Annotated in this window: 27 protein-coding genes and 2 tRNA genes; 13 read left to right on the top strand and 16 right to left on the bottom strand. The window is 69.2% G+C overall.

All coding sequences use genetic code 11. From position 1 onward, the window contains the following. The 3 genes from BM314_RS18345 to BM314_RS18335 all read left to right on the top strand — a co-directional run. Positions 1 to 1041: mannose-1-phosphate guanylyltransferase/mannose-6-phosphate isomerase (locus tag BM314_RS18345; protein ID WP_091979412.1), on the top strand; the 1041-nt coding region annotated here is incomplete at its 5' end. Positions 1042 to 1166: 125 nt separating this feature from the next. After that, the gene (locus tag BM314_RS18340; RefSeq protein WP_091979396.1) at positions 1167 to 2180 is read left to right on the top strand and encodes an SDR family oxidoreductase; all 1014 of its coding nucleotides are present in this window, start codon (positions 1167 to 1169) and stop codon (positions 2178 to 2180) included. After that, positions 2181 to 3104 (top strand): alpha/beta fold hydrolase, encoded by a 924-nt coding sequence (locus tag BM314_RS18335; RefSeq protein ID WP_091979394.1) that lies wholly within the window; start codon positions 2181 to 2183, stop codon positions 3102 to 3104. A gap of 36 nt (positions 3105 to 3140) precedes the next feature. On the opposite strand, the gene BM314_RS18330 is transcribed toward BM314_RS18335, so the two are convergent. Continuing rightward, complete coding sequence (locus tag BM314_RS18330) at positions 3141 to 4103, bottom strand: phytanoyl-CoA dioxygenase family protein (RefSeq protein ID WP_091979392.1); 963 nt, start codon at positions 4101 to 4103, stop codon at positions 3141 to 3143. A 364-nt stretch (positions 4104 to 4467) separates the two neighbouring features. On the opposite strand from BM314_RS18330, the gene BM314_RS18325 reads away from it, so the two are divergent. The 3 genes from BM314_RS18325 (at position 4468) to BM314_RS18320 (ending at position 6195) form a co-directional block, all read left to right on the top strand. Continuing rightward, complete coding sequence (locus BM314_RS18325) at positions 4468 to 4785, top strand: GCG_CRPN prefix-to-repeats domain-containing protein (RefSeq protein WP_170855074.1); 318 nt, start codon at positions 4468 to 4470, stop codon at positions 4783 to 4785. Positions 4786 to 5060: 275 nt separating this feature from the next. Beyond that, a complete protein-coding gene (locus tag BM314_RS30195; protein WP_139237840.1) occupies positions 5061 to 5300 on the top strand; it encodes a hypothetical protein in 240 nt (79 codons plus the stop codon). A 169-nt stretch (positions 5301 to 5469) separates the two neighbouring features. Continuing rightward, the gene (locus BM314_RS18320; protein ID WP_170868140.1) at positions 5470 to 6195 is read left to right on the top strand and encodes a class I SAM-dependent methyltransferase; all 726 of its coding nucleotides are present in this window, start codon (positions 5470 to 5472) and stop codon (positions 6193 to 6195) included. A gap of 306 nt (positions 6196 to 6501) precedes the next feature. Here the strand turns inward: BM314_RS18320 and BM314_RS30190 are convergent, their stop codons facing one another. The 10 genes from BM314_RS30190 to BM314_RS18275 all read right to left on the bottom strand — a co-directional run bounded on the left by BM314_RS30190 (position 6502) and on the right by BM314_RS18275 (position 15319). Further along, positions 6502 to 6747 (bottom strand): hypothetical protein, encoded by a 246-nt coding sequence (locus BM314_RS30190; protein ID WP_170868139.1) that lies wholly within the window; start codon positions 6745 to 6747, stop codon positions 6502 to 6504. A 148-nt stretch (positions 6748 to 6895) separates the two neighbouring features. Next, the gene (locus tag BM314_RS18315) at positions 6896 to 7204 is read right to left on the bottom strand and encodes a hypothetical protein (protein WP_132368135.1); all 309 of its coding nucleotides are present in this window, start codon (positions 7202 to 7204) and stop codon (positions 6896 to 6898) included. 77 nt (positions 7205 to 7281) lie between these two features. Next, positions 7282 to 7503, bottom strand: a complete 222-nt coding sequence (locus tag BM314_RS18310) for a hypothetical protein (RefSeq protein ID WP_091676423.1) — start codon at positions 7501 to 7503, stop codon at positions 7282 to 7284. A 356-nt stretch (positions 7504 to 7859) separates the two neighbouring features. Further along, positions 7860 to 7935 (bottom strand) — tRNA-Val (locus BM314_RS18305). 61 nt (positions 7936 to 7996) lie between these two features. Next, positions 7997 to 8716 carry an aspartate/glutamate racemase family protein gene (locus BM314_RS18300; RefSeq protein ID WP_091979388.1) on the bottom strand — a complete coding sequence of 240 codons (720 nt, stop codon included), beginning with the start codon at positions 8714 to 8716 and terminating at the stop codon, positions 7997 to 7999. 83 nt (positions 8717 to 8799) lie between these two features. Beyond that, a complete protein-coding gene (gene lon, locus BM314_RS18295) occupies positions 8800 to 11226 on the bottom strand; it encodes an endopeptidase La (protein ID WP_056531541.1) in 2427 nt (808 codons plus the stop codon). Positions 11227 to 11472: 246 nt separating this feature from the next. After that, a complete protein-coding gene (gene clpX / locus BM314_RS18290; protein ID WP_020090762.1) occupies positions 11473 to 12744 on the bottom strand; it encodes an ATP-dependent Clp protease ATP-binding subunit ClpX in 1272 nt (423 codons plus the stop codon). Positions 12745 to 12928: 184 nt separating this feature from the next. Next, positions 12929 to 13555 (bottom strand): ATP-dependent Clp protease proteolytic subunit, encoded by a 627-nt coding sequence (locus BM314_RS18285; RefSeq protein ID WP_012322036.1) that lies wholly within the window; start codon positions 13553 to 13555, stop codon positions 12929 to 12931. A 126-nt stretch (positions 13556 to 13681) separates the two neighbouring features. Then, positions 13682 to 15103, bottom strand: a complete 1422-nt coding sequence (gene tig / locus BM314_RS18280) for a trigger factor (RefSeq protein ID WP_020090763.1) — start codon at positions 15101 to 15103, stop codon at positions 13682 to 13684. A 131-nt stretch (positions 15104 to 15234) separates the two neighbouring features. Beyond that, a tRNA-Leu gene (locus BM314_RS18275) sits at positions 15235 to 15319 on the bottom strand. Positions 15320 to 15467: 148 nt separating this feature from the next. Between BM314_RS18275 and BM314_RS18270 the strand changes: the two genes are divergently transcribed. Beyond that, the gene (locus BM314_RS18270; RefSeq protein WP_091979386.1) at positions 15468 to 16970 is read left to right on the top strand and encodes a multicopper oxidase family protein; all 1503 of its coding nucleotides are present in this window, start codon (positions 15468 to 15470) and stop codon (positions 16968 to 16970) included. Between the two features lie 16 nt (positions 16971 to 16986). Here BM314_RS18270 and BM314_RS18265 read toward each other — a convergent pair whose 3' ends face one another. Beyond that, positions 16987 to 18489, bottom strand: a complete 1503-nt coding sequence (locus BM314_RS18265) for an NAD(P)H-hydrate dehydratase (protein ID WP_091979384.1) — start codon at positions 18487 to 18489, stop codon at positions 16987 to 16989. Between the two features lie 194 nt (positions 18490 to 18683). Here BM314_RS18265 and BM314_RS18260 point away from each other — a divergent pair, with 194 nt between their 5' ends. Further along, positions 18684 to 19022 (top strand): P-II family nitrogen regulator, encoded by a 339-nt coding sequence (locus BM314_RS18260; RefSeq protein WP_003600526.1) that lies wholly within the window; start codon positions 18684 to 18686, stop codon positions 19020 to 19022. Between the two features lie 183 nt (positions 19023 to 19205). Next, on the top strand, positions 19206 to 19385 hold the full coding sequence (locus tag BM314_RS18255; protein ID WP_091979382.1) for a DUF2735 domain-containing protein: 180 nt from the start codon (positions 19206 to 19208) through the stop codon (positions 19383 to 19385). A 267-nt stretch (positions 19386 to 19652) separates the two neighbouring features. On the opposite strand, the gene BM314_RS18250 is transcribed toward BM314_RS18255, so the two are convergent. Next, positions 19653 to 20687: a glutamine synthetase beta-grasp domain-containing protein gene (locus BM314_RS18250; RefSeq protein WP_012322031.1), complete on the bottom strand. Its 1035-nt coding sequence runs from the start codon at positions 20685 to 20687 to the stop codon at positions 19653 to 19655. Between the two features lie 334 nt (positions 20688 to 21021). On the opposite strand from BM314_RS18250, the gene glnA reads away from it, so the two are divergent. Further along, a complete protein-coding gene (gene glnA, locus BM314_RS18245) occupies positions 21022 to 22431 on the top strand; it encodes a type I glutamate--ammonia ligase (protein ID WP_012322030.1) in 1410 nt (469 codons plus the stop codon). A 218-nt stretch (positions 22432 to 22649) separates the two neighbouring features. Beyond that, positions 22650 to 23288: a VOC family protein gene (locus BM314_RS18240; protein ID WP_091979380.1), complete on the top strand. Its 639-nt coding sequence runs from the start codon at positions 22650 to 22652 to the stop codon at positions 23286 to 23288. Between the two features lie 164 nt (positions 23289 to 23452). Here BM314_RS18240 and BM314_RS18235 read toward each other — a convergent pair whose 3' ends face one another. Continuing rightward, positions 23453 to 24076, bottom strand: coding sequence for a ribonuclease D (locus tag BM314_RS18235; RefSeq protein WP_020090768.1), 624 nt, complete (start codon positions 24074 to 24076; stop codon positions 23453 to 23455). 99 nt (positions 24077 to 24175) lie between these two features. Here BM314_RS18235 and BM314_RS18230 point away from each other — a divergent pair, with 99 nt between their 5' ends. Next, a complete protein-coding gene (locus tag BM314_RS18230; RefSeq protein ID WP_091979377.1) occupies positions 24176 to 24604 on the top strand; it encodes a cupin domain-containing protein in 429 nt (142 codons plus the stop codon). A 95-nt stretch (positions 24605 to 24699) separates the two neighbouring features. Then, on the top strand, positions 24700 to 25926 hold the full coding sequence (locus BM314_RS18225) for a glycerophosphodiester phosphodiesterase family protein (protein ID WP_091979375.1): 1227 nt from the start codon (positions 24700 to 24702) through the stop codon (positions 25924 to 25926). Between the two features lie 220 nt (positions 25927 to 26146). Here the strand turns inward: BM314_RS18225 and BM314_RS18215 are convergent, their stop codons facing one another. Further along, entirely contained in the window at positions 26147 to 26386 is a 240-nt protein-coding gene (locus BM314_RS18215) for a hypothetical protein (protein ID WP_091926537.1), read from the bottom strand. Between the two features lie 21 nt (positions 26387 to 26407). Further along, complete coding sequence (locus tag BM314_RS18210; RefSeq protein WP_091926536.1) at positions 26408 to 26806, bottom strand: hypothetical protein; 399 nt, start codon at positions 26804 to 26806, stop codon at positions 26408 to 26410. Between the last annotated feature and the right edge of the window lie 15 nt (positions 26807 to 26821).

Below are 26821 nucleotides of genomic sequence, written 5' to 3'. Positions count from 1 at the left end.
GACGCCGTGCGGCGCGCGGCCGCCGGCGCCCAGGCCGGCTACACGATGACGCTCGGCATCGAGCCCGACCGGCCGGCCACCGATTACGGCTACATCCGCCGCGGCGAGCCGATCGGCGAGGCTCCGGGCGCGGCCCGCGTCGCCCGCTTCGTCGAGAAGCCGGACCGGGCCGGCGCCGAGGCGCTGATCACCGACGGCGCCCTGTGGAACTCGGGCTACTTCCTGTTCCGCGCCGACCTGATGCTGGCCGAGCTGGAGGCGTTCGTCCCCGAGGTGCTGGCGGCCGCGCGCGCGGCCCTGGAGGCGGCGGTGACCGACCTCGACTTCGTGCGCCTCGACGCGGCGGCCTTCGCCCAGGCGCCCAAGATCTCGATCGACTACGCGGTGATGGAGCGGACCGCCCGGGCCGGCGTGCTGCCGGTGTCGTTCGCGTGGTCGGATGTCGGCACCTGGGACGCGGTCTGGCAGGTGCTGGACCACGACGAGGCCGGCAACGCCGTGCGCGGCCGGGTGTCGCTGATCGGGACCAAGAACAGCCTGGTGCACAGCCAGGGCGAGGGCCTGACGGCGGTGGTGGGCCTGGAGGACGTCGTGGTGGTCTCGACCCCCGACGCGGTGCTGGTGGCCTCCAAGGCGCATTCGGGCAAGGTGAAGGAACTGGTCGGCGCCCTGCGGGCGCAGGGTGCCCCGGAGGCGGACGCGCACCTGCGGATGTATCGGCCCTGGGGCTGGTACCAGCGCATCGACCTCGGCGAGCGCTTCCAGGTGAAGCGGATCCAGGTGGTGCCGGGCGGGCGGCTGTCGCTGCAGAAGCACTACCACCGGGCCGAGCACTGGGTGGTGGTGCGCGGCACCGCCGAGGTCACGATCGACGAGCGGGTGGTGCTGGTCCACGAGAACGAGGCGGTCTACCTGCCGATCGGCTCGATGCACCGGCTGGCCAACCCCGGCAAGATCCCGCTGGAGTTGATCGAGGTCCAGGTCGGCTCCTACACCGGCGAGGACGACATCATCCGCGTCGAGGATATCTACGGGCGCTGAGCGCCCGGCCGGGCAGCCTGCGACCCGATCACCCGCAGGCGCGCCCGGAACATGCGGCCACCCCGATCGATAGCCTAGCGTGTGGCCGCTCCCGTGCGGCCGCGCCGCAGCGCTGGGGATACCGCATGAAGCACAAGCCGCTCCGCGAGCAGGTCATCGTGATCACCGGCGCCTCGTCGGGCATCGGTCTCGCAACGGCCCGGATGGCGGCCGAGCGCGGCGCCCGGGTGGTGCTGGCGGCGCGCAGCGGCGACGCCCTGGCGCGCATCCGCGCCGAGATCGAGGGCGTCGGCGGCAAGGCGATCGACGTCGTCGCCGATGTCGGCCGGCGGGCCGACGTGCAGGCGGTCGCCGACCGGGCCGAGGCGACCTTCGGCGGCTTCGACACCTGGGTGAACGTGGCCGGCGGCTCGATCTACGGCCGACTGCGCGAGATCAGCGACGCCGACCACGAGCGCCTGATCCAGACGAATTTCTGGGGGACCGTCTACGGCTCCCTCGTGGCGACCGAGCACCTGCGCCAACACGGCGGCGCCCTCATCAACGTCGGCAGCATCGCCTCCGACCTCGCCTTCCCGTTCCAGGGCATGTACGCGGCCTCGAAACACGCCGTGAAGGGCTTCACCGACGCCCTGCGCATGGAGCTGATGGACGAGAACGCGCCGATCTCGGTGACGCTGATCAAGCCAGCCTCGATCGACACCCCCCTGCCCCAGCGGGCGCGCAACTACATGGACCGCGAGCCGAGCCTGCCGCCGCCGATCTACCCGCCGGAGGAGGTGGCGAACGCCATCCTGCACGCGGCCGTCCACCCGCAGCGCGACATCTTCGTAGGCGGGGCCGGCAAGGCCTTCGTGGCCGGCAAGGAATTCGCGCCCGGCGCCTACGACTATCTCGGCCCGGCCATCATCGCGCTCCAGAAGCGCCGGAGCGCGCCCCGCAACCCGGACGGCGCCCTGCACGCGCCGGTCCCGGCGGGCGAGACGCGGGGCGACCCGCCCGTCCCGGTCATGCGGACCAGCGCCTATACCCGCGCGACCCTGCACCCCCTCGCGGCGGCGGCCGGCCTGCTCGGCGTCGGCGCGGCCACGGCCTTCGCGGTGCTCGGCACCTCGTCCGGGCGCCGGCGGCGCCTGTAAATGGCTGTCGCGACGGAGACCCTGCCCGGCCCCGCCCGACCGGCGCGGGAGGCCGGGACCGGCCCCGAGGCCGATCCCCGGATCGTGCCGCGCCGGATCGTGTCCCTGGCCGACGACCGGACGATCGCCTACGCGGAGACCGGCGCCGGGCCGGACCTCGTGGCGATCCACGGCACGCTGATGTGCCTGGAGGACGTCTGGCTCGGGCCCGTGCCGGCTCTGGCCGAGCATTTCCGCGTGGTCGCCGTCGACCGCCCGGGCCACGGCTTCAGCCGCCGGCCGCGCGGCGGCGGCGCCGACATCTGGGATCAGGCGGCGTCCATCCGGGAGGCGGTGCGGCGCCTCGGCCTGGAGCGCCCGGTCATCCTGGGCCACTCGTTCGGGGGCGCCGTCGCCCTCGCCTACGGCATGCTCCATCCGGACGAGGTGGCCGGCATCGTCGCCCTGGCGCCGATCTGCTTCCCCGAGCCGCGGCTGGAGCAGGTGCTGTTCGGGCCGCGGGCGCTGCCCTTCGGCGGCGACGCGCTGTCGGCGTTCCTGGGCGCCAGCAGCGACCGGGCGCTGCTCCCGCTCCTGTGGAACGCGATGTTCTTCCCCGAGGCGATGCCGGCGCGCTTCGCGCGGGACTTCCCCTTCGCCCTCGCGGGTCGCCCGGCGCAGATCACCGCCGAGGGCGAGGATGCGGGCTGGCTCTGGCCGGGGCTCGCGCGCAGCGTCCTCGGCTACCCGTCCCTGCGCCGGCCCACCCGTATCCTGGGCGGCAGCGCCGACCTGGTGGTGAACACCGAGTTGCACGCCCGGCGCGCGGCCGGCCTGATCCCCGGGGCGCGGTTCGAGTCCCTTCCGGGGGCCGGCCACATGCTGCACCACCTGCAGACCGACGCGGTCGTGCGCGCGGCCCTGGCGGTGCGGTCGGAGGCCTGACGGACCCGGTCACGAGCCCCGCGGGCGGGGCCTCCCTCAGCGGATGAGCGCCTTGATCTGCTGCTTGGCGCCCGCCTTCAACCGGGCCAGCCCGCCGCGAGCCTGCCGCTCGCGCTCCTGCCGCAGCGTGCGCTTCTCGGCGTTCCAGGGATGCTCGTGGCGGAGCGTGTGCTCCGGCGCGCGGACCCCGAAGCCGAGGGCGTAGGCGCGCCGCGGTCCGGCGCTGAGATTCGGCCCGGCGCAGTGCAGGGTCCGGCAATCGTGGAAGGTGGCGCCGCCCGCCGGGAGCGGACACGGGACCGCGCGCTCCACCGGAACGCCGAGGGCCTCGAGCCCGTGGATCCGCGGGTCGCCGCCGATGCTGCGATGGGGGAGGAGCGGCTCCCGGTGGCTGCCCGGGACGTAGAGCATGCAGCCGTTCTCCGGCGAGACGTCCTGCAGGGGCATCCAGACCGTGATCGCCCGGTAATTCGTGTAGGCGGCGTAGAACGCCTCGTCCTGGTGCCACGCGGTGGCGGCGCCGATCTTCGGCGGCTTGCGGATCGCGTGCTCGAAGACGAGGGCCGCGCGGTTCCCCAGGAGCTGGCGCGACATGGCCAGGGCGTTGGCCCGGAACAGGATGTCCCGGAGCAGCGGCTCGAAGCGGGACGGGTTGAGGAGCTGGGGCGAGCGCGCCTCGCTGGCGCCGCGGTCGACGTCGACGAGGTCGAACAGGCTCCCGTCCTTCCAGCCCCGCGCCTCCTCGAACAGACGGTCATAGGCGCCGCGCAGGGTGTCGAGCTCCTCGGCGGTGGTGATCGCCGGGACGGTGACGAACCCGTCGCGCCGGAACGCGGCGATCTCGTCGTCGGTCAGGATCCGCGTCGGGACGCGCGCCGCCGCGCGATTACCCACGATCCAGCGGACGAGCCGCGTCCGTGCCTCGGCCGCGCGGGCGGAGAGGCCGTTCCCGGCATCGGCGACGCCGAGCCCCAGGCGATCCGGAATCGTGACTGGCATCGCACCCTCCGCTTCGAAGTGATTCCGCGAAGATGCCCACGTCTATTCCGAGGCTTACAGTACCGATTCTTAGGTATGACTGAGCGTCACGGCCTCAGGCATTTGCCTTCAGCTTCATCATCAACCACCTCCGGTTGAGATTTCCGGTTGCAGCTCTTTCCGGGGCCGGACGCGGCTGCCGGTCGCCAGCGGCGCTCCCGCTGACGGGCGATGCCGGCGCGGAAGCGCCGCGCCAATGCATCGGATTGATCGCATTTCCGGAACCATTTTCTTTCATGGCCGATATTTAATGCATCTGCGGGGGGTATTGATGAGTTCTGTGAAAGATCGGGGCGATCAATACGGACCGATTTCCCGGAGAGTGATGATGAATATCTTAACGAAAGCTGCCGCGGCCGTAGCCCTGGCGGCGCTGCCGGTCTCGGCTGCGCAGGCGATGCCGGTCGTGGCCGATCCGGGCCTCGCGGCGCCGATCACGCTCGTGGCGGGGGGATGTGGGCCGGGCGCCTGGCGCGGCCCCTGGGGCCACTGCCGCAGCACGCCCTATGTCGGTCCGCTGCCCGGCGGCTGGTATCAGGTGCGAGCGGGGAACGGCTGCCCGCCCGGCTACTGGCGCGGACCGTGGGGCCATTGCCGCAACACGCCGTATCACGGACGGCTGCCGAACGGCGGCTACCGGTAGCCGCCCGCCCTCACCGTCGACGGAGGCCGGCGCCGGAGCGCCGGCGGGCGGTGAGGGACTCGAACTCCTGACCCTCTCCGTGGAAGGATTGGCGTTCCCAGGCCGTAGAGCGACGGCACAGGAAAAAAACGTAGCGGGCCATCCGGAGCCCCGTCGGGCCTTCGTTTCCGGAAAATGTCCGGAGACCTGTTCCGGGCCGGTTCGTCGGATGCTCCCTGTGTTCTACAGCGCACCCATGTCGGCCCGTAACGGGTCACGCGGTCGTCGCACCCGGCTTGTCGCTCGACGGCTTCGGCCTTGTCGCCATCGTCTCTATCGCCGCACCGGGTACAGACGCTGTCGAGCGCGGAACAGCACCTGACGCCGCCGGCCGCATTGCGCCCGCCGGCGCGCCGTATATCGCACCCGACCTTCCGGCACGTCGCGATCGCCGCAATCCGTTCCAACTGCGCGACCCCGGCGCGGATCTCGGCCAGCTTGTCGGCAAGCTCTCGCATAGACCTATGGACGATTGAAAAACCCTATTGGCGGACCTCTGACTTCTTGACTGTTGTTTGTTTATTTGTCACTCATGAATGCTGATTTTTCCATATTTTTTAGCATCAAAATCTGCTGACGAATCGGCTCTAAGCCAATTCCGAAAATGCCTATAACAACGCAGGCGACAGAATGGAGTTTCCGAACATGACACATACTCGCGAGGCCGTCGCCGGACTCAGCAAACAAAATGTTTCTTCTCTGAGGTATAACAGCAGAAACAATAATCGATACGAAAGCACGGGATTATTGATTTCCTTTATGAAAAAAAACAAAAAGCTATTAGATGTTGGATGCGGAACAGGGACGATCACATCCACACTGAGAGACGCGCTCTCTCTTGATGTAGTTGGCGTTGAGCCTCATCCCGAGAGAGCCGAGCAAGCGCGCACAGAAGGATTAAATGTCATCACTGGTGTTTATGATCAAACTTTCGCACAAAAAAACGAAAAATTTGACTACATCTTATTTGCAGATGTTTTAGAGCATCTTGTAGACCCAGCAGAAATGTTGAGAGAAGTAAAAAATTCGCTGGCGCCAGATGGTCGCGTACTGGCCTCTATTCCAAATGTTGCGCATTGGACCGTAAGAGCGCAATTATTATTCGGAAATTTTAACTACAAGCCGACCGGGATAATGGATGCCACACATCTCCGATGGTTCACGCGCAGGAGTGTACGTCGTTTGTTCGAGGCGGCGGGATATGAAGTTGAAGATATTCGCGGCGCCGCGGGTGGCTGGATGGGCGTATACCGCTACACACCCTTCCGCTTTCTCCCCCAAGATCAGAAGAGTTTTGTGCTCGGCCAGCTCTGCAGGATCGCGCCCGCCCTTTTTTCAGTTCAACATGTGATAATAGCGCGGCCAAAGTAATCTTTAAGCCGTAGTTAAAGTTATTATTCTGCACTTATGTGCATGATCCTGTGTCGCTTTCCGACGGAGTTCCTGTCTGCCTTCCGCCCGGCCGCTCCTAGACACGGTCTTCACAACGCCGCGCAGTTGCTCTGGGAGGTGGTAGCCATAAACCTGCTCCACGACCTGCTCGTTGGTGCCGAGCGCTCGAGCAACCTTGCCGAACGGCACGCCCGCCCTCATGCCCCCCGTCGCGAAGGTGTGGCGCAGTGCGCACGGCAGTTCAGCCAGGTCGCGTTGGCGCCCGACAATGCCTGATTGAACTCATCAATAATAGTGACGACGAATGACCAGCGCGACGAGGGCAGCAACGGCCCCCAAGGACACCCCGATTGGCGTGAAAAGCAAAACGACCATATAGCCGGCCGTGCCTTCGCGCTGAGTTACCTTCATGATGTCAACATACCAAGCACCGACGAGAAAACCCAGTATTCCACCCACCACTGCCCCGCAAATAGCGGCACCTAGATACACAAAAATCGAAAATAAAATCTGATTGAACGCCATCGACACGCGAGCCTGCCCTCGAATCAGGGCGAAGCATCCGAATATCCTCCTGTTTTTGCAACAGGCCCACTCTCTAATTGTGTCCTAGTACTGATATTCGCCCTCGCCAGATTTATCGGTGCCTCCACAGGCGCGCCGCAGCGTAGCGGGGCAGCTAGCGTCCCGTTCGCTTCAACGTCCCTTGGAACTCACACGAGGCGCCGTGCCACATCGTGCAGCCCTGTTCTTCCAGGACGACGGACCGGAAATCCGAAGCGTAGCGGGCGGTGATCCGGCAGGTTTGCCCACCGTCGGTTTTGCTGAAGACGACCGTGTCGGGTCCGGTCGGCCGCCCTTTCATCGTCACCTCACCGCCGCAGCCCTTGGTTCCCGTTGAGAACTGGGCCGTGAAGCCGGCTGCGCCCGCGGCCTTCACCTCGACGCCCTGCTCGTAGCCGTCCTCCTGGTGCTCGAAGGTGCCCACCGCCCTGGCTCCGGGGCCCGCAGCGTGCGCGACCGTGGAGACGAGCAAAGGGAGGAGGATCGCGAGCCGGCGGAGCATTACCGCACCTTATCAGATCGAGGAGAGCGATAGCCCTGGGCGGCCCGCACGATGATCGCCACGAAGCTGACGGCCAGCAGAAGGATCAACGCCTCGTAAGCCCACGGCCCGAGCCACGATGCGACCGCGTCCGGCATGTGACGCACGAGCGTACGCACGATGCCCGCGGCGAGCGCGATCAGCGTGACGAGGCCGAGGGCGAATTGAAGCCAGCGGGGCATGCGGCTTAGGTTAGCACGCCCCGCCAAGCCGGTCAGCGGGCAGCCTGCCGCTCGAACTGGATCCCGCATTTCTTCTGGACGGAGACCTTTTCCAGCGCCTTCATCTCGCCCTTGAGGCGCACCAGCTCGGTTCGGCTCGGCGTGTCCTAGGACCGGGCCGTGGAGGCGCAGCAGCGCAAGCGCGACGGCCAGAAGATGACCGAGGCGCTCGAGCCGTCGACCGCGGCTTCACCAGTCCTCTCCTGTGGGCCTCGGCCTAGCCGGAACACGGTGCCGTAAGGCGCCGTTAGAACGGTTGTTGAGGCCGGAATTTGCCGGCCTCACATCAGCAAACAATGGAAAACGAGAAACAATCTTGGTGGGCGGTGAGGGACTCGAACCCCCGACCCTCTCCGTGTAAAGGAGACGCTCTACCAACTGAGCTAACCGCCCGGCTGGCGACCGTTACGGCATGGTCCCGGTCCGGTGCAAGGGTCCGCACCCCGGATCCTTATCAGGGGTCGATGAGCCGCGTCGCCAGCGCGGGTGTCAGGCCGATGCTCTCGACAGGGTCGGGCCTTGACGGGGCCTGCCCAAATGCGCCCGCGGCCAGAACCGCGCGGGTCCCCGCCTCGACCGAGCAGATCACCGGAACGGGAACCTGCGGAGCGATCCGCGCGGCGAGCCCGGCCAGACCGGCACCGCCCAGGATGACCGACTCGGCGCCGGCCCCCGCGCAGGCGCGGCAGGCTTGGGCGAGGATCTCCAGGGCCGCGTCCGGGTCGCGGGCGATGGTGCCGCCGCTCGGAGCCACCGTGCGGAGGGCCGCGAGGGCGTCGGCGAGGCCGAGCGCCGCCACGAACTTCCGCAGCATCGGCTCCCAGGCCGCGCCCCCGGTGACGATCCCGAAGCGACCGGAGGCAGCGGCCTCGCGGCAGGCCGCCTCTGCCATGCCGATGACCGGTACCCGCGACAGCTCACGCAGGGCGAGGAGGCCCGGATCACCGAAGCAGGCCAGGTAGACCGCATCGCAGCCGGCGCCGTGTTCCGCGAGAGCGTCGAGGGCCGCGTGGCCGGCGATCGCCGCCGCCGCCCGGCTCGCGATGTAGCGGGCTCCGAACCGGCCGGTGACGGCGCGCAGCTCCGCACGGCCGCCGAGCTGAGTGCGGACATGGCCGGCGACGAGATCGGTGACGTGCGCACTCGTGTTCGGGTTGATCAGCAGGATGCGCATCCGGGCCTCCGCGCCCGCGTCCACCCATGAAAAAGCCCCCGGGGCTCAGGGCACCGGGGGCTCGTCTCAATTGATCGGGCGGCTCAGTGCGCCACGAAGGCGGCGCCGTCCTCTTCGGTCCGGGCGGGCTTAGCCACCGGGAGCGGCTCCTCCCACTCGATCGCCTCGGGCTGACGGACCAGCGCCTTCTCCAGCACCTGATCCATCCGCGACACGGGCACGATCTCCAGCCCGTTCTTCACGCTGTCGGGCACCTCGGCGATGTCCTTGGCGTTCTCCTCGGGGATCAGCACCGTCTTGATGCCGCCGCGCAGCGCGGCGAGCAGCTTCTCCTTCAAGCCGCCGATCGGCAGGACCCGGCCGCGGAGCGTCACCTCGCCGGTCATCGCGACGTCGCGACGGACCGGGATCCCGGTGAGCGTCGAGATGATCGCGGTGGCCATGGCGATGCCGGCCGACGGACCGTCCTTCGGGGTCGCCCCCTCCGGAACGTGAACGTGGATGTCGCGCCGGTCGAACAGCGGCGGCTCGATCCCAAAATCGATCGCCCGCGAGCGGACGTAGCTCGCCGCCGCCGAGATCGACTCCTTCATCACGTCCTTCAGGTTGCCGGTGACCGTCATCTTGCCCTTGCCGGGCATCATGACGCCCTCGATCGTCAGCAACTCGCCGCCGACCTCGGTCCAGGCCAGACCCGTCACCACGCCGACCTGATCGTCCGCGTCGATCTCGCCGTAGCGGAACTTCGGCGGGCCGAGGAAGACCGGAAGGGTGTCCGGGGTCACCGCGACCGACTTGGTCTTGGTGATCAGGATCTCCTTCACCGCCTTGCGAATCAGGTTGGACAGCTCGCGCTCCAGGTTGCGGACGCCCGCCTCCCGCGTGTAGCGGCGGACCAGCATCATCAAGCCATCGTCGTCGATCGACCACTCGTGCGTCCCGAGGCCGTGCTTCTTCAGGGCGTTCGGGATCAGGTGCTTGCGCGCGATCTCGACCTTCTCCTCCTCGGTGTACCCGGCGATGCGGATCACCTCCATCCGGTCCATGAGCGGGCCCGGGATGTTGAGGGTGTTGGCCGTGGTCACGAACATCACGTTCGAGAGGTCGTAATCCACCTCCAGGTAGTGGTCGTTGAAGGTGCTGTTCTGCTCAGGGTCGAGAACCTCGAGGAGCGCCGCCGACGGATCGCCGCGGAAGTCCATGCCCATCTTGTCGATCTCGTCGAGCAGGATGAGCGGGTTCGAGGTCTTGGCCTTGCGCATCGACTGCACGATCTTGCCGGGCATCGAGCCGATATAGGTCCGGCGGTGACCGCGGATCTCGGCCTCGTCGCGCACGCCGCCAAGCGACATCCGGACGAATTCGCGACCCGTCGCCTTGGCGATGGACTTGCCGAGCGAGGTCTTGCCGACGCCGGGAGGACCGACGAGGCACAGGATCGGGCCGGTGAGCTTGTTCGCGCGCTGCTGCACCGCGAGGTACTCGACGATCCGCTCCTTGACCTTGTCGAGGCCGAAATGATCCTCGTCGAGCAGCGCCTGAGCGCCGAGCAGGTCCTTCTTGATCTTCGAGCGCTTGCCCCACGGGATGCCGAGCATCCAGTCGAGGTAGTTGCGCACGACGGTCGCCTCGGCCGACATCGGCGACATCTGGCGCAGCTTCTTCAGCTCGGCGGTGGCCTTGTCGCGGGCCTCCTTGGAGAGCTTGGTCTTCTCGATCTTCTCTTCCAGTTCGGCCAGCTCGTCGCGGCCATCCTCGGAGTCGCCCAGCTCCTTCTGGATAGCCTTCATCTGCTCGTTCAGGTAGTACTCGCGCTGGGTCTTCTCCATCTGCCGCTTGACGCGGGTCCGGATGCGCTTCTCCACCTGGAGCACGGAGATCTCGCTCTCCATCAGCGACAGCACGCGCTCGAGGCGCTGCGCCACCGTGGGGGTCTCCAGGATGCCCTGCTTGTCGGAGATCTTGACGAGCAGGTGCGAGCCGATCGTGTCGGCGAGCTTCGACGGCTCGTCGATCTGGGTCACGGCGGAGACGACCTCGGGCGAGATCTTCTTGTTCAGCTTGACGTAGTTCTCGAACTCCGAGAGCACGGAGCGCGCGAGCGCCTCGGCCTCGACGCGGTCGCCGAGTTCGTCGTGGAGCGCCTCGGCGGTCGCCTCGTAGAACTCGTCCGAGCGGGTGAAGTCGACGACCTTGGCGCGGCCGACACCCTCGACCAGCACCTTCACGGTGCCGTCGGGCAGCTTCAGCAACTGGAGCACCGAGGCGAGCGTGCCGATCTTGTAGATGGCGTCGGTCGCCGGGTCGTCGTCGCCCGCGTTGATCTGGGTGGCGAGCAGGATGTGGCGGTCGGTGCGGACGGCCTCCTCGAGGGCGCGGATCGACTTCTCGCGGCCCACGAACAGGGGCACGATCATGTGCGGGAAGACGACGATGTCGCGCAGGGGGAGGACGGCGTAGGTGCCCGTCGAACCCGGGACCACCGGCTGGCGCGATTTCGACTGTGACATGTGACTTCCTCTCAGGGACGCCCAGGCTCGGCGCCCCCATGCACGGAGCGCGCCTACAGCCGGGTGCCGACCGGGCCGCGAGGGTCGGATTTCGCTAACTTTGCGGCTGGCGACGCGGACCGGACCTCGAAGGAGCGTGCGGCCACCGCGCTGAGCCTGAGGTGGCTGCGAGGAAGCGCGTTTTCAAGGCGATCCCCGCAACGCGCCCGGCCTGGGCCGGGCGCCTGATGCAACCCTGCCGAGTGCCTACGCGCTGACGCTCGCGGGCGTGTCCTTGTTGCGGTCGCCGTGGATGTAGAGGGGGCGCGACTTGCCCTCCACCACCTCCGGACCGATGACCACCTGCTCCACGGACTCGAGGCCCGGCAGGTCGTACATCGTGTCGAGCAGGATGGTCTCCAGGATGGAGCGCAGGCCGCGGGCGCCGGTCTTGCGCTCGATCGCCTTGCGGGCGACGAGCGACAGCGCCTCGTCCTGGAACGTCAGGTCGACGTTCTCCATCTCGAACAGCCGCTGGTACTGCTTGACCAGGGCGTTCTTCGGCTCCTGCAGGATCTTCTTCAGCGCGGCCTCGTCGAGGTCCTCCAGGGTCGCCAGGACCGGCAGACGGCCGACGAACTCGGGGATGAGGCCGAACTTCAGCAGGTCCTCCGGCTCGACCGAGCGGAAGATCTCGCCGGTGCGGCGGTCGTCCGGGGCCTGCACGGTCGCGCCGAAGCCGATCGAGGTGCCCTTGCCGCGCTGGGAGATGATCCGCTCCAGCCCCGCGAAGGCGCCGCCGCAGATGAACAGGATGTTGGTGGTGTCGACCTGCAGGAATTCCTGCTGCGGGTGCTTCCTTCCGCCCTGGGGCGGGACGGAGGCGACCGTGCCCTCCATGATCTTCAGGAGCGCCTGCTGCACGCCCTCGCCCGACACGTCGCGGGTGATCGACGGGTTGTCGGACTTCCGGGAGATCTTGTCGATCTCGTCGATGTAGACGATGCCGCGCTGGGCCCGCTCGACGTTGTAGTCCGAGGCCTGGAGCAGCTTGAGGATGATGTTCTCGACGTCCTCACCGACGTAGCCGGCCTCGGTCAGCGTCGTGGCGTCCGCCATGGTGAACGGCACGTCGAGGATCCGGGCCAGCGTCTGCGCGAGCAGGGTCTTGCCCGAGCCGGTCGGCCCGATCAGCATGATGTTGGACTTGGCCAGTTCGACGTCGTTGTGCTTCGTCGCGTGGGCGAGCCGCTTGTAGTGGTTGTGCACCGCGACCGAGAGGACCTTCTTGGCGAAGTCCTGGCCGATGACGTAGTCGTCGAGGACGCGGCGGATCTCCTTGGGCGTCGGCACGCCGTCGCGGCTCTTCACCAGCGAGGATTTCGACTCCTCGCGGATGATGTCCATGCACAGCTCGACGCACTCGTCGCAGATGAACACCGTGGGGCCGGCGATCAGCTTGCGGACCTCGTGCTGGCTCTTGCCGCAGAACGAGCAATACAGCGTGCTCTTCGAGTCGTTGCCGCCAGTCTTGCTCATATCGGTCTCCGATTCCTCGCGTCCGCCGCCGGCAAGGGGCGGACGCGCATCGCATGAATGTAGGGGGCCCGTTTAAAGAAACAGTGTGCTGCGCGCCTTTGACCGAAGGGCCCGAACCTCGATGCAAACACGCTGCCGCGGCGGGATCAAGGCCGCGCCGCGGCGGTCAGGCGACGCGGGCCGGTCAGGCGGCCGCCGGCTCGGGACGCTTCTCGATCACCTCGTCGATGAGCCCGAACTCCTTGGCCGCGTCGGCGGTCATGAAGTTGTCGCGCTCCAGCGCCGTGTGGATCGTGTCGTAGTCGCGGCCGGTGTGCTTCACGTAGATCTCGTTCAGGCGCCGCTTCAGCGCCTCGATCTCGCGGGCGTGGATCAGGATGTCGGTCGCCTGGCCCTGGAATCCGCCGGACGGCTGGTGGACCATGATCCGGGCGTTCGGCAGGGCGAAGCGGTGGCCCGGCTCGCCGGCGGTGAGCAGCAGGGAGCCCATCGAGGCGGCCTGGCCGACGCAGAGGGTCGTCACCGGGCAGCGGATGAACTGCATCGTGTCGTAGATCGACAGGCCCGAGGTAACCACGCCGCCGGGGGAGTTGATGTAGAAGGAGATTTCCTTCTTCGGGTTCTCCGCCTCGAGGAAGAGCAGCTGCGCCACGATCAGCGACGCACCGTAATCCTCCACGGGGCCGGTGAGGAAGATGATGCGCTCGCGGAGCAGGCGGGAGTAGATGTCGAAGGCGCGCTCGCCGCGGCTCGACTGCTCGACGACCATCGGCACGAGCGCGTTGTTGTAGACGTCGATCGGATCTCTCATCTCATCCTGCCCCGGAGTGAGGCCCGGGGCTGCCGCGAATCAGGGCAGCCCCGGGCATGTCAGCGAACACCGGCGATGCTTAACCATCGCCTAACCCTTGCCCGCCGTCCTGGGACAGAGCGGGACTCAGTCGGCCTTGGCTTCGGTCTTGGACTCGCCCTTGGCCTCGGCCTTGTCTGCCGGCTTGCCGCCGGTCGTGTCGTCGTCATCTTCGTCCGCGAAAAGCGCCTCTTTCGAGACGGGCTCCTCGACGAGCTTGACCTGCCCGAGGACGTGGTCGACGACCTTCTCCTCGAACAGGGGCGCGCGGAGTTCCGCGAGCGCCTGCGCATTCTTCCGGTAGAAGTCCCAGACCTGCTGCTCCTGGCCCGGGAACTGCCGGACCCGGGCGATGAGGGCCTGGTTCACCTCCTCGTCCGAGACCTTGATATCGGCGCTCTCGCCGACCTGCGCAAGCACGAGACCGAGACGGACGCGCCGTTCCGCGATCTTCCGGTACTCGGCCTGGGCCTTCTCCTCGGTGGTGTCCTCGTCCTCGAAGGTCTTGCCACGGGTCTTGAGGTCCTGCTCGACCTGGGCCCAGACGGCGGCGAATTCCTGCGCGACCAATGACGGGGGCAGCTCGAAGGCGTACTTGCCGTCCAGCGCGTCGAGGAGCTCCTTCTTGAGCCGGCGGCGCGAGGCGGCCTCGAAATCCCGGCCGATCGCCTCGGACACGGCCTCGCGGAGCTTCTCCAGCGACTCCATGCCCATGGACTTGGCGAGCTCGTCGTCGATCTTGGCCTCGCCCGCCGCCTGGATCTTCGTGACGGTCACGTCGAACTCGGCGTCCTTGCCGGCGAGGTGCTCGGCCCCGTACTCGGCCGGGAAGGTGACCTTCACGAGGCGCTTGTCGCCGACCTTGGCGCCGACGAGCTGCTCCTCGAAGCCCGGGATGAACGAGCCGGAGCCGAGCTCCAGGTCGATGCCCTCGCCCTTGCCGCCCTGGAACTCCTCGCCGTCGATGCGGCCGACGAAGTCGATGGTGACGCGGTCGCCGCTCTGGGCCTCGGCGCCCTCCTCGCGCTCGGTGAACGGACGGCTCTGGCCGGCCATGCGCTCCAGGGCCTCGTCGACCTCGGCGTCGGCGGGCTTGGCGACGAGCTTGGTCAGGCTGACGTCGGAGAGGTCGGCGAGCTCGAAGCTCGGCATGACCTCGAGGGCGACCTTGAAGGCGAGGTCGCCCTTGGCGTCGAGCGCCTTCTCGACCTCGGCCTGATCGGTCGGGAACTCGACCTGCGGCTCCAGGGCGAGCTTGAGGCCGTTATCGGTGACGATCTGGCGGTTCGCCTCGTTGACGGCGTTCTGCACCACCTCGGCCATCACGGAGCGGCCGTAGACCTTGCGCAGGTGCGCGACCGGCACCTTGCCGGGACGGAAGCCCTTGAGCTGCACCTTGTCCTTCATGCCGGACAGCTCGTTGGTCAGGCGCTCCTCGAGTTCCTGGGCGGCCAGCAGAACCTGAAACTCGCGCTTCAGCCCCTGGGCGTTGATCTCGGTCACCTGCATCGTCGTCGTCGCTCTTCAAAGAAACCTGGGTTCGCCGGCCGGGCCGGCGTCGTGCTCGCGCGGACCGGGATGCCGAGATGTCGGGTACGGGGCGGAGGGTCCCGAGGGGACCGCAACCTCAGCAGAGGTCCTGGTGCGGGCGGAGGGGCTCGAACCCCCACGTCTTGCGACACTGGAACCTAAATCCAGCGCGTCTACCAGTTCCGCCACGCCCGCGCGCGCCGACATCCGGCGCATCGCCGGCCGCCGGAAGCGCGCCCTATAGCATGGGCCGGCGGGCCCGCAGCAAAAAACTTGCCCCTGTGGCGCGGGAGCCCGCGCGCCGCTAAGGAGCGGGTCCGTCGCGAGCCGCAGCCGAGATCCCATGCCGCCATCCCGCACCGTGCCGCCGACCGATTCGCGCGCCGGCACGCCGTCGCGCCGAACCCTGCTCGTCGCCGCGGCGGCCTTCGGGCTCGCGCCGGAGGCCGCGCGGGCCCAGGCGCCGGCCGCCGCGCCGGGGACATCCGCGCCCGTCCAGCCGGAACCCGCGGCCGCGCCGGCGGCCCTGCCGGCGGCGCCCGGCAAGGCCCGGTTCAGGCCGGACCCCGCACCCGAGACGGCGGTCTGGTGCTTCGACGGCAAGGCCCTGCCGCCCGTGGTCCGGGTGAAGCTCGGGCAGGCTTTGCGCCTTAAAGTCGAGAACCGGACCGACAAGCCGCTGTCGCTCCACTGGCACGGGGTGCGCAACGTCAACGCCATGGACGGCGTCGGCGGCGTGACCCAGGCGCCGATCCCGCCGGGCGGCGACTTCCTCTACACTTTCACGCCGCCGGATGCCGGCTCCTACCTGATCCGGCCCCTGGTCGTCGGCGGGGCGAGCGAGCCGTCGGGCCGGGGCCTCGCGGGCATGCTGGTCGTCGAGGAGACGAACCCGCCCGCGGTCGACGCCGACGTCAGCGTCGTCCTGCAGGACTGGCGGCTCCAGGACGACGGCACCCTCATGCCGTTCGGGCAGACGGCGCTCGCGGCCGCGCACGGGCGCCTCGGCAATCTCGTGACCGTCAACGGCAAGCCGGTGCCGGGCGCCTTCGAGGCGAGGCCCGGCTCCCGAATCCGCCTGCGTCTCGGCAATGCCTGCAACGCCCGGGCAACGCGCATCAAGTTCGAGGGCGTGAAGGTCTACGTGGCGGCGGTCGACGGCCAGCCCACCGACACGTTCGAGCCCCTGCGGGCGACCCTGCCCTTCCCGCCCGGCACCCGCTACGACCTGCTCGTCGACCTGCCGGAGGAGGAAGGCGCGACCTGCGAGATCCACGCGCTGATCGGCAAGGGCCTGGTCCTGGCGAGCGTCGTCACCAAGGGCGCCCGGATCACCGAGAAGCGGCCCCCGATCGGGCCGATCGGCGAGAACAAGCGCCTGCCGGCCGAGATCAAGCTCCAGAACGCCCTGCGCCGCGACGTGGTGATCACCGGCGGCGCCTTCGTGCCGAAGGGCAAGGACGGAGTGAAGGACGGAGCCAAGGACGGCCCCGCGCTCGATCCGGTCTACACGGGCGACCCGCAGAAGATCTGGTCGGTGAACGGCGCGAGCGGCACCGCCGGCCTCGCGCCGATCTTCTCGGTGAAGCGCGGGCAGGTGGTGGTGCTGGCCCTGCGCAACGAGACCGCCTTCCCGCAGGCCCTGCACCTGCACGGCCACTGCTTCCGCCTGCTCCATCCCCTGGACGACGGCTGGGAGCCCTACTGGCTCGACACGTTCCAGCTCCTGGAGGGGCGGACGGCCCGGATCGGCTTCCTGGCGGACAATCCGGGGCGCTGGCTGATCAGCGCCACGGTGCTGGAGCGGTTCGACACCGGCCTCTGGACGATGTTCGAGGTCACCTGAGCGGTGAGCCGCCGGGTCAGCCCCCGGTCGACGCGACGAGGTCGCGCAAGACCGCCGGCATCAGCTCGGGGATATCCTCGGCGATCAGGCCCGGCCCGTGGCGCAGGCCCGCATCCCCGTGGAGCCAGACGCCGGCCGCGGCGGCCGCGAAGGGCTCCATGCCCTGCGCGAGCAGGCCGGCGATCAGGCCGCCGAGCACGTCCCCGGACCCGGCCGTCCCGAGATAGGGGCTGCCGTGGTCGTTGATGGCCGCACGGCCGTCGGGGGCCGCGATCACCGTGTCGGCCCCCTTGAAGACCACCACGGCGCCGGTGAGCGCGGCCGCCGCGCGGGCCCGGGCGACCTTGTCGGCGCCCTCGGCCATCGCGTCCGTCCCGTCGAAGAGCCGCGCGAACTCGCCGGCATGCGGTGTCAGCACGGCCCGCGCGTCCCCGTCGGCGAGATGGGCGGCTAGCAGCGGCGCCTTGCCGGCGAAGCTCGTCAGCGCGTCGGCGTCGAGGACGAGGCCGCGCCCGGCCGCGGCCGCGACGGCCACGCGCTCCCGGGTCGGCTCGCCGGTGCCGAGCCCGGGTCCGGCCAGGATCACGTTCAGCCGCTCGTCGTTGAGCAGGTCGTCGAGATCGTCGGCGCTCTCGCAGGGCCGCAGCATGATCGCCGTGAGGTGGGCGGCGTTCTCGGGCAGCGCGGCGGTCGGGGACGCGACGGTGACGAGCCCGGCCCCGACCCGCAGGGCGCCGCGGGCGGCGAGCCGGGCGGCGCCGGTCTTGGTGGCCGGGCCGGACAGGACCAGGGCGTGGCCGCGGGTGTACTTGTGGCTCGCGCCGGTGAGGTGCGGGAAGTCCCGACCCCACAGGTCGGGCCCGTTCCGGTCGAGAGGCGCGCCGACGGCCAGGCCCGCCTCCAGCGCCGCCGGGCCGGTCCCGATATCGGCGAGGCTGAGCTGGCCGCACAGGCCCCGCCCGGGCTGGAGCAGGTGCCCGGGCTTGAAGGTCACGAAGGTCACGGTCTCCACTGCCCGGATGGCGGCGCCGCGCACCGCGCCGGTATCGCCGTCGACCCCGCTCGGCACGTCGACGGCGAGCACCGGCATCCCGGCCTCGTTCACCGCCTCCACGAGCGCGCGGGCGGCGCCGTCGAGGTCGCGCGACAGGCCGGCGCCGAACAGCGCGTCGATCACGAGGTCGCCGGACGGCAGCGCGCCGCCCGCGGCCGGGCGCACCGGCCCCGTCCAGGCCGCGGCCGCGAGCGCGGCGTCCCCCGTCAGCGCCGACACCGCGCCGAGGCAGAGGAGCTCGACCGCGTAGCCGGCTTCGGCCAGCAGGCGCGCGGCCACGAAGCCGTCGCCGCCGTTGTTGCCCGGCCCGCACAGCACGACGACGCGGCCACCGGCCGGGAGCCTTGCCCGGGCGCGCCCGGCCACGGCGGCCCCGGCCGCCTCCATCAGCGTCAGGCCCGGCACGCCGCCCTCGATTGCCGCGGCATCGACCCGCCTCATTGCCGCGACCGTCAGCAACCGCATATCCGTCTCCGCCTCTGCCCGTGCACCGATCAGCCCTGACTAAAATCGCGCCAGATTCCGGTGAAGCGCTCTAAGGATGTGCGTGCATCGCACAGCAAATAGGCACTATGGTCGGACGCGCCGCGAAAACGGCGTGGCGAAGGCGTCACGAGGATGTTAGAAATGCCAGGCACCGCAGCGCAGGCCCGAGCGGCATGAAGAAGATCGAAGCGATCATCAAGCCTTTCAAGCTCGACGAGGTGAAGGAGGCGCTCCAGGAGGTCGGCCTCCAGGGCATCACCGTCATCGAGGCGAAGGGTTTCGGCCGTCAGAAGGGCCACACGGAGCTCTACCGGGGCGCCGAGTACGTGGTCGACTTCCTGCCCAAGGTGAAGCTCGAGATCGTCCTGTCGGACGCCCTGGTCGAGGGCGCCGTGGAGGCGATCCGCAAGTCGGCCCAGACCGGGCGCATCGGCGACGGCAAGATCTTCGTCTCGACGATCGAGGAGGCGATCCGCATCCGCACCGGCGAGACCGGCACGGACGCGATCTGACCCGAGCCCGCCCGCGGTCCAGGACCGCCGGCGGCCGCGCACCGCGCGACACTGCCTAAGATTTCGCACTGCGCGAATGTCCGGCATCGGCGCCTCCGGCCCTGGAGCGCCGCTTCCCGCACCCCACATCATCGGGAACGGCCGGCCCGATCGGCCGCTCGAACCGGTGCAGGAGGAAGTGCGATGGCCGCCACGGACCCGCGCGAGACCGCCAAGATCTACGATCTGTCCGCGTTCCGACGCGCGCGCGAGACCGCCCGGGCAGCTCCGGAAGCGAAGCCCGCGCCTGTGCCGAGCTTCGGCGGGGGCGCGTGGTACCACGAGGCCGCCATCCGCGAGGACGAGCGCCCGCGGCGGCCCTGAGGCGGAGGTAATTCGGGAGCGATGGTGCCCCTGCGGCCGTCGCGCGGGCCCGACGGGCTCCCTCACCCGACCCACTCATCCTGACGTGCCCGCGCCAGCGGGCCTCGAGAGGGCGCCCGGAGGTCCGCGCGATCCCCGGAGGCCTCCGTCGAGGCCTGCGCCGCGCTCCAACCCCCAGGACGGGGTAGATCGGAAGCCCTTTACCCCGGAAACGGCGAAGCCGGACCCGAGGGCCCGGCTTCGCATCGTCTGTCGAAGCTCCGCGTCTTACGCGGCTGCAGCGGCCTCGGTCGGCACGGAAGCGATCGTCTTCAGCACCTGCGAGGCGATCTGGTAGGGGTCGCCCTGCGAGTTCGGACGGCGGTCCTCCAGGTAGCCCTTGTAGCCGTTGTTCACGAAGGAGTGCGGCACGCGGATCGAGGCGCCGCGGTCGGCCACGCCGTACGAGAACTCGTGGATCGAGGCGGTCTCGTGCTTGCCGGTCAGGCGCATGTGGTTGTCCGGACCGTAGACGGCGATGTGCTCCTCGCGGGCGTTCTTGAACGCCTCCATGAGCTTCTCGAAGTAGGCCTTGCCGCCGTGCTCGCGCATGAACGCGGTCGAGAAGTTGCAGTGCATGCCCGACCCGTTCCAGTCGGTGTCGCCGAGCGGCTTGCAGTGGTACTCGACGTCGATGCCGTACTTCTCGCAGAGGCGCTGCAGGAGGTAGCGGGCCATCCACATCTCGTCGGCGGCCTTCTTGGAGCCCTTGCCGAAGATCTGGAACTCCCACTGGCCCTTGGCCACCTCGGCGTTGATGCCCTCGTGGTTGATGCCGGCGTCGAGGCAAAGGTCGAGGTGCTCCTCGACGATCTTGCGGGCGACGTCGCCGACGTTCGAATAGCCGACGCCGGTGTAGTACGGGCCCTGCGGCGCCGGGTAGCCGGAGGCCGGGAAGCCGAGCGGGCGGCCGTCCTTGTACAGGAAGTACTCCTGCTCGAAGCCGAACCAGGCGCCGGCATCGTCCAAGATGGTGGCGCGCTTGTTGGACTCGTGCGGGGTCACGCCGTCCGGCATCATCACTTCGCACATCACCAGCACGCCGTTCTTGCGGGCCGGGTCGGGGAAGTGGCGCACGGGCTTCAGCATGCAGTCGGAGCTGCCGCCCTCGGCCTGCTTGGTGGACGAGCCGTCGAAGCCCCACATCGGGAGCTGCTCGAGGGTCGGGAAGCTGTCGAATTCCTTGATCTGCGTCTTACCGCGGAGGTTCGGGGTCGGCGTGTACCCGTCGAGCCATATGTACTCGAGCTTGTATTTGGTCATTCCGGTTCTCTCGTCCGTATCGATGCGCGACCTGGGCAACCCGGGAAGACGCGAACGGCTTGCCGCCTCGTCGACGGCTGCGGCCGCAATTGCATGGATCGTGCCAGGAAGGCCATTGCCGGAGAACAACGGTGCCCTAGAAACGGAGCTGCCGATCACGGTTACGAGATCGGGTGCGCGAATGGGCCGATCGTTTCATCCGTCGGCCGATTCCGCTGCCCGGCGGGTGGCAAGGTACGCCCGCGCCGGATATCAAGCGCCGCTTGCCGGTGCGCGCGACCGCGTGCGGGTGCGCCACGAGAGCCGATTCAGAGATCCCTGGAGGATGCCCACGATGACCACTGCGGCCGAGGTGCTGAAGACGATCCGGGACAACGACGTGCGTTACGTGGACTTCCGGTTCACCGACCCGCGCGGCAAGTGGCAGCACGTCACGTTCGACGTGTCGCTCATCGACGAGGAGATCTTCGACGAGGGCACCATGTTCGACGGCTCCTCGATCGCCGGCTGGAAGGCGATCAACGAGTCCGACATGCTACTGATGCCGGATCCCGTCACCGCCACGCTGGACCCGTTCTTCTCGGCCGCGACCATGTCGATCGTCTGCGACGTGCTGGAGCCGGCCACCGGCGAGCCCTACGGCCGTGACCCGCGCGGCACCGCCAAGCGCGCCGAGGCCTACCTGCAGCAGACCGGCATCGGCGACACGATCTACGTCGGCCCCGAGGCCGAGTTCTTCGTGTTCGACGACGTGAAGTTCGGCGCCGACCCGTACCGCACGGGCTTCGAGCTCGACTCCACCGAATTGCCGACCAACGGCTTCACCGATTACGAGGGCGGCAACCTCGGCCACCGGGTCCAGACCAAGGGCGGCTACTTCCCGGTGCCGCCGCAGGACTCGGCGCAGGACATGCGCGGCGAGATGCTCGCGGCCATGCAGTCCATGGGCGTGAAGGTCGAGAAGCACCACCACGAGGTGGCCTCGGCCCAGCACGAACTCGGCATGAAGTTCGACACGCTGACCCTGCTCGCCGACCACATGCAGATCTACAAGTACTGCATCCACAACGTCGCGCAGAGCTACGGCAAGTCCGCGACCTTCATGCCCAAGCCCGTCTACGGCGACAACGGCTCAGGGATGCACGTCCACCAGTCGATCTGGAAGGACGGCAAGCCGGTCTTCGCGGGCGACAAGTATGCCGGCCTGTCCCAGGAGTGCCTCTGGTACATCGGCGGCATCATCAAGCACGCCAAGGCGCTGAACGCCTTCACCAACCCGTCGACCAACTCGTACAAGCGCCTGGTGCCGGGCTACGAGGCGCCGGTGCTGCTCGCCTACTCGGCGCGCAACCGCTCGGCCTCCTGCCGCATCCCGTGGACCAAGAGCCCGAAGGCCAAGCGCGTCGAGGTCCGCTTCCCCGACCCGATGGCGAACCCCTACCTTGCCTTCTCGGCGCTGCTGATGGCCGGCCTCGACGGCATCCGCAACAAGATCGACCCGGGCCCGGCCATGGACAAGGACCTGTACGAGCTGCCGCCGCGGGAGCTGAAGAAGATCCCGACCGTGTGCGGGTCGCTCCGGGAGGCCCTGAACAGCCTCGACAAGGACCGGGCCTTCCTCAAGGAGGGCGGCGTGTTCTCGGACGACCAGATCGACTCGTTCATCGAGCTGAAGATGACCGAGGTGCTGCGCTACGAGATGACGCCGCACCCGATCGAGTTCGTGCAGTACTACTCGCTGTGATGTGAGAGCCGGTCGGGCACGATGCCCGGCCCAGCACGCACTTCCGGGCCGGGGCCTCTCGCGGGGCCCCGGCCTTTTTCTTGGGGACGCTCAGACGTTACCCCTCGCCGCCTCACCCGAGGCAGCCCGTGAGCGCCGAGACCGGGTCGGGACCGGTGCGGTCCCGGGCATGCCCGGCGGCCGGCTGCATAGGTGCCCGCGCACACGGAGCCCGAACGATGCTCACCCTCGACCACCTCGTCGTCGTCGCGCCCGACCTCGCGGAGGGCGTGGCCCATGTGCGGGACTGCCTCGGCCTCGCCATGCCCGAGGGCGGTCGCCACCGCGAGATGGGCACGCGCAACCACCTGCTGCGCCTCGGCGACGCCCTGTTCCTGGAGGTGATCGCCGTCGATCCGGAGGCGCCGCCGCCGTCGGGCGCCCGCTGGTTCGGCCTCGGCGACGCGGCGCGGGTGCGGGCCGACTGGGATTCGGGCCGGCGACTGCGCGGCTTCGTCGCCCGCGCGGACGATCTCGACGGCCTCCTCGCCGCGCACGGCGCGCTCCTCGGCGCGGCGGCGACGATGACCCGGGGCGACCTGTCCTGGCGCTTCGCGGTGCCCCCGGGCGGGGCGTGGCCGGCGGACGGGGCCGCGCCCTGCGCGATGGCGTGGGGACCGCGCGGCAATCCCGCCGCGACGATGCCGGATCTCGGCGCCGGTCTGGAGGCGCTCGTCCTGACGGATCCGGATCCCGCCGCCGTCGCGGGGCTTCACGCGGCGCTGGGCCTCGTCGCTCTACCGCAGGTTGTGGCCGGCCGGGGCCCGCGCTGGACAGCCCGGATCAGCACGCCGTCGGGCCCGCGGACCCTGACCTGAGGGCGACGGACCCTCCTCGCCGGCCTGATCGGGTGGGCGACCGGCGAGGAGGGCCTGGCCGGGACTCGGAAGCCCAGGCAGCCACAACCTACCAGCGACTTATCGCGGTGCGGTGACAGGAAAGTCTCACTCCGCACAGGAAGTGTGCAGGCCCCGCCGGACGATCAGGTGTGCGCGAAGATGTCGGTCTCGGGCCAGCCGTCGAGATCGAGGCGCGCCCGCGTCGGCAGGAAGCCGAAGCAGGCGGACGCGAGGTCGGTGCGACCCTCCCGGGCCAGCATCGCGTCGAGCCGCTCCCGGGCCGCGTGGAGGTGGAGGACGTCCGAGGCCGCGTAGTCGAGCTGGGCCTGCGACAGGGTCTCGGCGCCCCAGTCCGAGGATTGCTGCTGCTTCGACAGGTCGACGCCGACCAGCTCGCGGACCACGTCCTTCAGCCCGTGGCGATCCGTGTAGGTGCGCGCGAGCTTCGAGGCGATCTTGGTGCAGTAGACCGGGCTCGGCATCACGCCGAGGGCCCTGTACAGGACCGCCACGTCGAACCGCGCGAAGTGGAAGATCTTCAGGATGCCGGGATCGGCCAGGACCCGCTTGAGCACGACCGGCTCCGGCCCGTCCTGCGGGATCTGCACCACGTCGGCCGTGCCGTCGCCGGTGGAGAGCTGCACAACGCAGAGGCGGTCCCGATGCGGGTTGAGACCGAGCGTCTCGGTGTCGATGGCCACCGCCCGCCCCGCGTCGTAGGTGGCGGGCAGGTCGCCGCGGTGGAGACGTACGGTCGGGCTCGGCATCGTTCTCGGACCTTGCGGGGTTTTCGGCCGGTAGCATCGGTGCCAAGTGCCGGCAAGCCGCGGACGATCCGCGCGGCCGGGATCGACAGGGAGCTGGACATGACGGCAGCCGAGGTGATCGCGACCCTGGGGTTGAAGCCCCATCCGGAGGGCGGCCATTACAGCGAGACGTTCCGCGATCCACGGACCGTCGACGGCCGTTCGGTCGGTACCGCGATCTACTTCCTGCTCGATCTCGGCGAGGTCTCGGCGTGGCACCGGGTCGACGCCACCGAGATCTGGCACTGGCACGCCGGCGCGCCGCTGGTGATCACCACGAGCCCCAACGGGCACGACGCCGAGGCCCGGCATCTCGGGCCGGACCTCGCCGCCGGGCAGCGCCCGCAATGCGTCGTGCCGGCCGGCCACTGGCAGACCGCCACCAGCCTGGGCGCCTGGACGCTCGTCGGCTGCACGGTCTCACCGGGCTTCGACTTCGCCGGCTTCGAGATGGCGCCGCCCGACTGGCGGCCGACGCCGCGCGGATGATCCGCCGCTATCATGGCGGCGGCGCGCCGGGGCGTGCGGGGTCACGCCCCTGTCACCGTCCCCCTCTACCGGCGGCCTGAAACGGGAGGTTCGCGATGCGTGCGATCATGTTGGGGCTGGGGCTGCTTCTGGGAGCGGGCCCCGCGCTCGCCGGCGAGGCCGCCCAGCTCGGCCCCCGGCCCTTCTATCTCGTCGACCAGCTGAAGCCCGGCCCGCTCAAGGACAGGCTCGCCGCCTGCGGCGTCGACCGGACCTACACGCCCCGGACCTTCTCGATCTCGCACCGCGGCGCGCCGCTGATGTTTCCCGAACACACCCGGGAGGGCCTGCTCGCCGCGTACCGGATGGGCGCCGGGATCATCGAGTGCGACGTGGCCTTCACCAAGGACCGCCAGCTCGTCTGCCGCCACAGCCAGTGCGACCTGCACACGACCACCGACATCCTCGCCCGGCCCGAGCTCGCGGCGAAGTGCACGCAGGGCTTCACGCCGGCCGACCCGGCCACCGGGCGGAAGGCCTCGGCCAAGTGCTGCACCAGCGACCTGACGCTGGACGAATTCAAGTCGCTGAACGGGAAGATGGACGCGTCCGACCCGGACGCCACCACGGTGGCGGCCTACATGAACGCCACGCCGCGCTGGCGCACCGACCTCTACGCCGGCACCGGCACGCTGATGTCGCATAAGGAGTACATCGCGCTGGTGAAGGGGATGGGGCGGAAATTCACCCCCGAACTGAAGGCGCCCCAGGTCCCGATGCCGTTCCAGGGCACCTACACGCAGGACATGTACGCCCAGCAGCTGGTCGACGAGTACCGGGAGGCCGGGATCCCGGCCTCCGACGTCTACCCGCAGAGCTTCCAGCTCCGCGACATCCTCTACTGGCTGGAGAAGGATCCGGAATTCGGCCGCCAGGCGATCTTCCTCGACGACCGGGACGAGACCGCGAAGGGCTTCGACCCGGAGAAGCCCGCCACGTGGCAGCCCGGCATGGCCGAGCTCGCCCGGAAGGGCGTGAAGATCCTGGCGCCGCCGCTGTGGATGCTGGTCCGGCCGGGCCCGGACGGGACGATCGAGCCCTCGACCTACGCCCGGGAGGCCAAGGCGGCCGGGCTGGGGCTGATCGCGTGGTCGCTGGAGCGCTCGGGCCCCCTGAAGGCCGGCGGCGGGTACTATTACCAGTCGATCAAGCCGGTGGTCACCGGCGACGGCGACATCCTGCGGCTGCTCGACGTCCTGCACGGTCAGGTGGGCGTGCTGGGGGTCTTCTCCGACTGGCCCGCGACCACGACCTTCTACGCCAACTGCGTCGGCGCTCCTTAGCGCCGCCGCTCAGTCGGCCCAGAGGGCCACGAGGGAGAAGAGGCCGGCCATCACGAAGTTCACGATCAGGAAGCCGGTGATGATGAGGGCGAGCGTCATGGTGGCCTCGGAGGCGGAGCGGTCTGGGGGATGGGTGCGCGGCGCGGCCAGCTCTTCGTGGACCTGCGCCGCCCGCCGATGAGCCCCGCGGCGCGACCGCGGGGGCATGCGTGGTGTCCGCCTAGTACGGGCTCAGCACGTAGAGGAGGTTGGACAGGTACTCGCCGCTCAGCGGCTTCCAGCCGAGCCGCCGCCGGATCAGGCCGTAGCCCGCGCAGGTCAGAGCGGCGGAGCCGAGGACCGCGAGCGTGAACCAAGCGAGGCTGGCGGTCGCGAACCCGACGGCGATGCCGATCAGGGCCACGGTCACGAAGATGATCCGGCTCGGGTTGCGGGGGCCGCGCGTCGTCATGTCGGACATGGGGACCTCCCTCGATCCGGATCAGCGGGCGCGGCAGTTCGGGCCGTACCAAGTCATGGTCCGGCGATCCATGCCGCCGTCCGAGGAGGCGCCGCAGACGGGGAACCGCGCGTCGCCGGTGCGCTGCAGGCTCATGACCTTGTAGAGGTCCTGCTGGGCCTCGCGGCGGCGGTTCTGCTCGGCGAGCTGCGCCTGCCAGTACAGGTTGCTGTTGGACTGGGCGACGGCGCGCTGCTGGTGGAGCCCCATCATGCACTCGGCGAAGCCGTCGGTGCCGGGCTCGAAGCCGAAAGCGTAGCACTGGTTCTGATCCAGCGCGTGGCGCTCTTGCGGGGTGACGCAGGCCGCCAGCCCCAGGGCACAGGCCGCCGCGAGCCCGAGCTTCGCGATTGCGGGCAGCCCGGAGCGGTCGTCACGCATCGCGGTCGTGCGGGA

Origin of the sequence: Methylobacterium sp. 13MFTsu3.1M2, assembly GCF_900112625.1 — a bacterium.
Taxonomy (GTDB): Bacteria; Pseudomonadota; Alphaproteobacteria; order Rhizobiales; family Beijerinckiaceae; genus Methylobacterium.
The sequence above is the reverse complement of the archived record's forward strand: the minus strand, read 5'-3'. Positions and strand labels throughout refer to the sequence as shown.

Excerpts from the sequence above, each read along its gene's own strand:
- BM314_RS18225 (WP_091979375.1), top strand. The coding sequence starts at position 24,700 with ATGCGTGCGATCATGTTGGGGCTGGGGCTGCTTCTGGGAGCGGGCCCC.
- BM314_RS18310 (WP_091676423.1), bottom strand. The coding sequence starts at position 7,503 with ATGCCCCGCTGGCTTCAATTCGCCCTCGGCCTCGTCACGCTGATCGCG.
- tig (WP_020090763.1), bottom strand. The coding sequence starts at position 15,103 with ATGCAGGTGACCGAGATCAACGCCCAGGGGCTGAAGCGCGAGTTTCAG.
- glnA (WP_012322030.1), top strand. The coding sequence starts at position 21,022 with ATGACCACTGCGGCCGAGGTGCTGAAGACGATCCGGGACAACGACGTG.
- clpX (WP_020090762.1), bottom strand. The coding sequence starts at position 12,744 with ATGAGCAAGACTGGCGGCAACGACTCGAAGAGCACGCTGTATTGCTCG.
- BM314_RS18335 (WP_091979394.1), top strand. The coding sequence starts at position 2,181 with ATGGCTGTCGCGACGGAGACCCTGCCCGGCCCCGCCCGACCGGCGCGG.
- BM314_RS18265 (WP_091979384.1), bottom strand. The coding sequence starts at position 18,489 with ATGCGGTTGCTGACGGTCGCGGCAATGAGGCGGGTCGATGCCGCGGCA.
- BM314_RS18330 (WP_091979392.1), bottom strand. The coding sequence starts at position 4,103 with ATGCCAGTCACGATTCCGGATCGCCTGGGGCTCGGCGTCGCCGATGCC.
- BM314_RS18240 (WP_091979380.1), top strand. The coding sequence starts at position 22,650 with ATGCTCACCCTCGACCACCTCGTCGTCGTCGCGCCCGACCTCGCGGAG.
- BM314_RS18320 (WP_170868140.1), top strand. The coding sequence starts at position 5,470 with ATGACACATACTCGCGAGGCCGTCGCCGGACTCAGCAAACAAAATGTT.
- BM314_RS18215 (WP_091926537.1), bottom strand. The coding sequence starts at position 26,386 with ATGTCCGACATGACGACGCGCGGCCCCCGCAACCCGAGCCGGATCATC.
- BM314_RS18230 (WP_091979377.1), top strand. The coding sequence starts at position 24,176 with ATGACGGCAGCCGAGGTGATCGCGACCCTGGGGTTGAAGCCCCATCCG.
- BM314_RS18340 (WP_091979396.1), top strand. The coding sequence starts at position 1,167 with ATGAAGCACAAGCCGCTCCGCGAGCAGGTCATCGTGATCACCGGCGCC.
- lon (WP_056531541.1), bottom strand. The coding sequence starts at position 11,226 with ATGTCACAGTCGAAATCGCGCCAGCCGGTGGTCCCGGGTTCGACGGGC.
- BM314_RS18270 (WP_091979386.1), top strand. The coding sequence starts at position 15,468 with ATGCCGCCATCCCGCACCGTGCCGCCGACCGATTCGCGCGCCGGCACG.
- BM314_RS18210 (WP_091926536.1), bottom strand. The coding sequence starts at position 26,806 with ATGCGTGACGACCGCTCCGGGCTGCCCGCAATCGCGAAGCTCGGGCTC.
- BM314_RS18255 (WP_091979382.1), top strand. The coding sequence starts at position 19,206 with ATGGCCGCCACGGACCCGCGCGAGACCGCCAAGATCTACGATCTGTCC.
- BM314_RS18250 (WP_012322031.1), bottom strand. The coding sequence starts at position 20,687 with ATGACCAAATACAAGCTCGAGTACATATGGCTCGACGGGTACACGCCG.
- BM314_RS18325 (WP_170855074.1), top strand. The coding sequence starts at position 4,468 with ATGATGAATATCTTAACGAAAGCTGCCGCGGCCGTAGCCCTGGCGGCG.
- BM314_RS18235 (WP_020090768.1), bottom strand. The coding sequence starts at position 24,076 with ATGCCGAGCCCGACCGTACGTCTCCACCGCGGCGACCTGCCCGCCACC.
- BM314_RS18260 (WP_003600526.1), top strand. The coding sequence starts at position 18,684 with ATGAAGAAGATCGAAGCGATCATCAAGCCTTTCAAGCTCGACGAGGTG.
- BM314_RS18300 (WP_091979388.1), bottom strand. The coding sequence starts at position 8,716 with ATGCGCATCCTGCTGATCAACCCGAACACGAGTGCGCACGTCACCGAT.
- BM314_RS18285 (WP_012322036.1), bottom strand. The coding sequence starts at position 13,555 with ATGAGAGATCCGATCGACGTCTACAACAACGCGCTCGTGCCGATGGTC.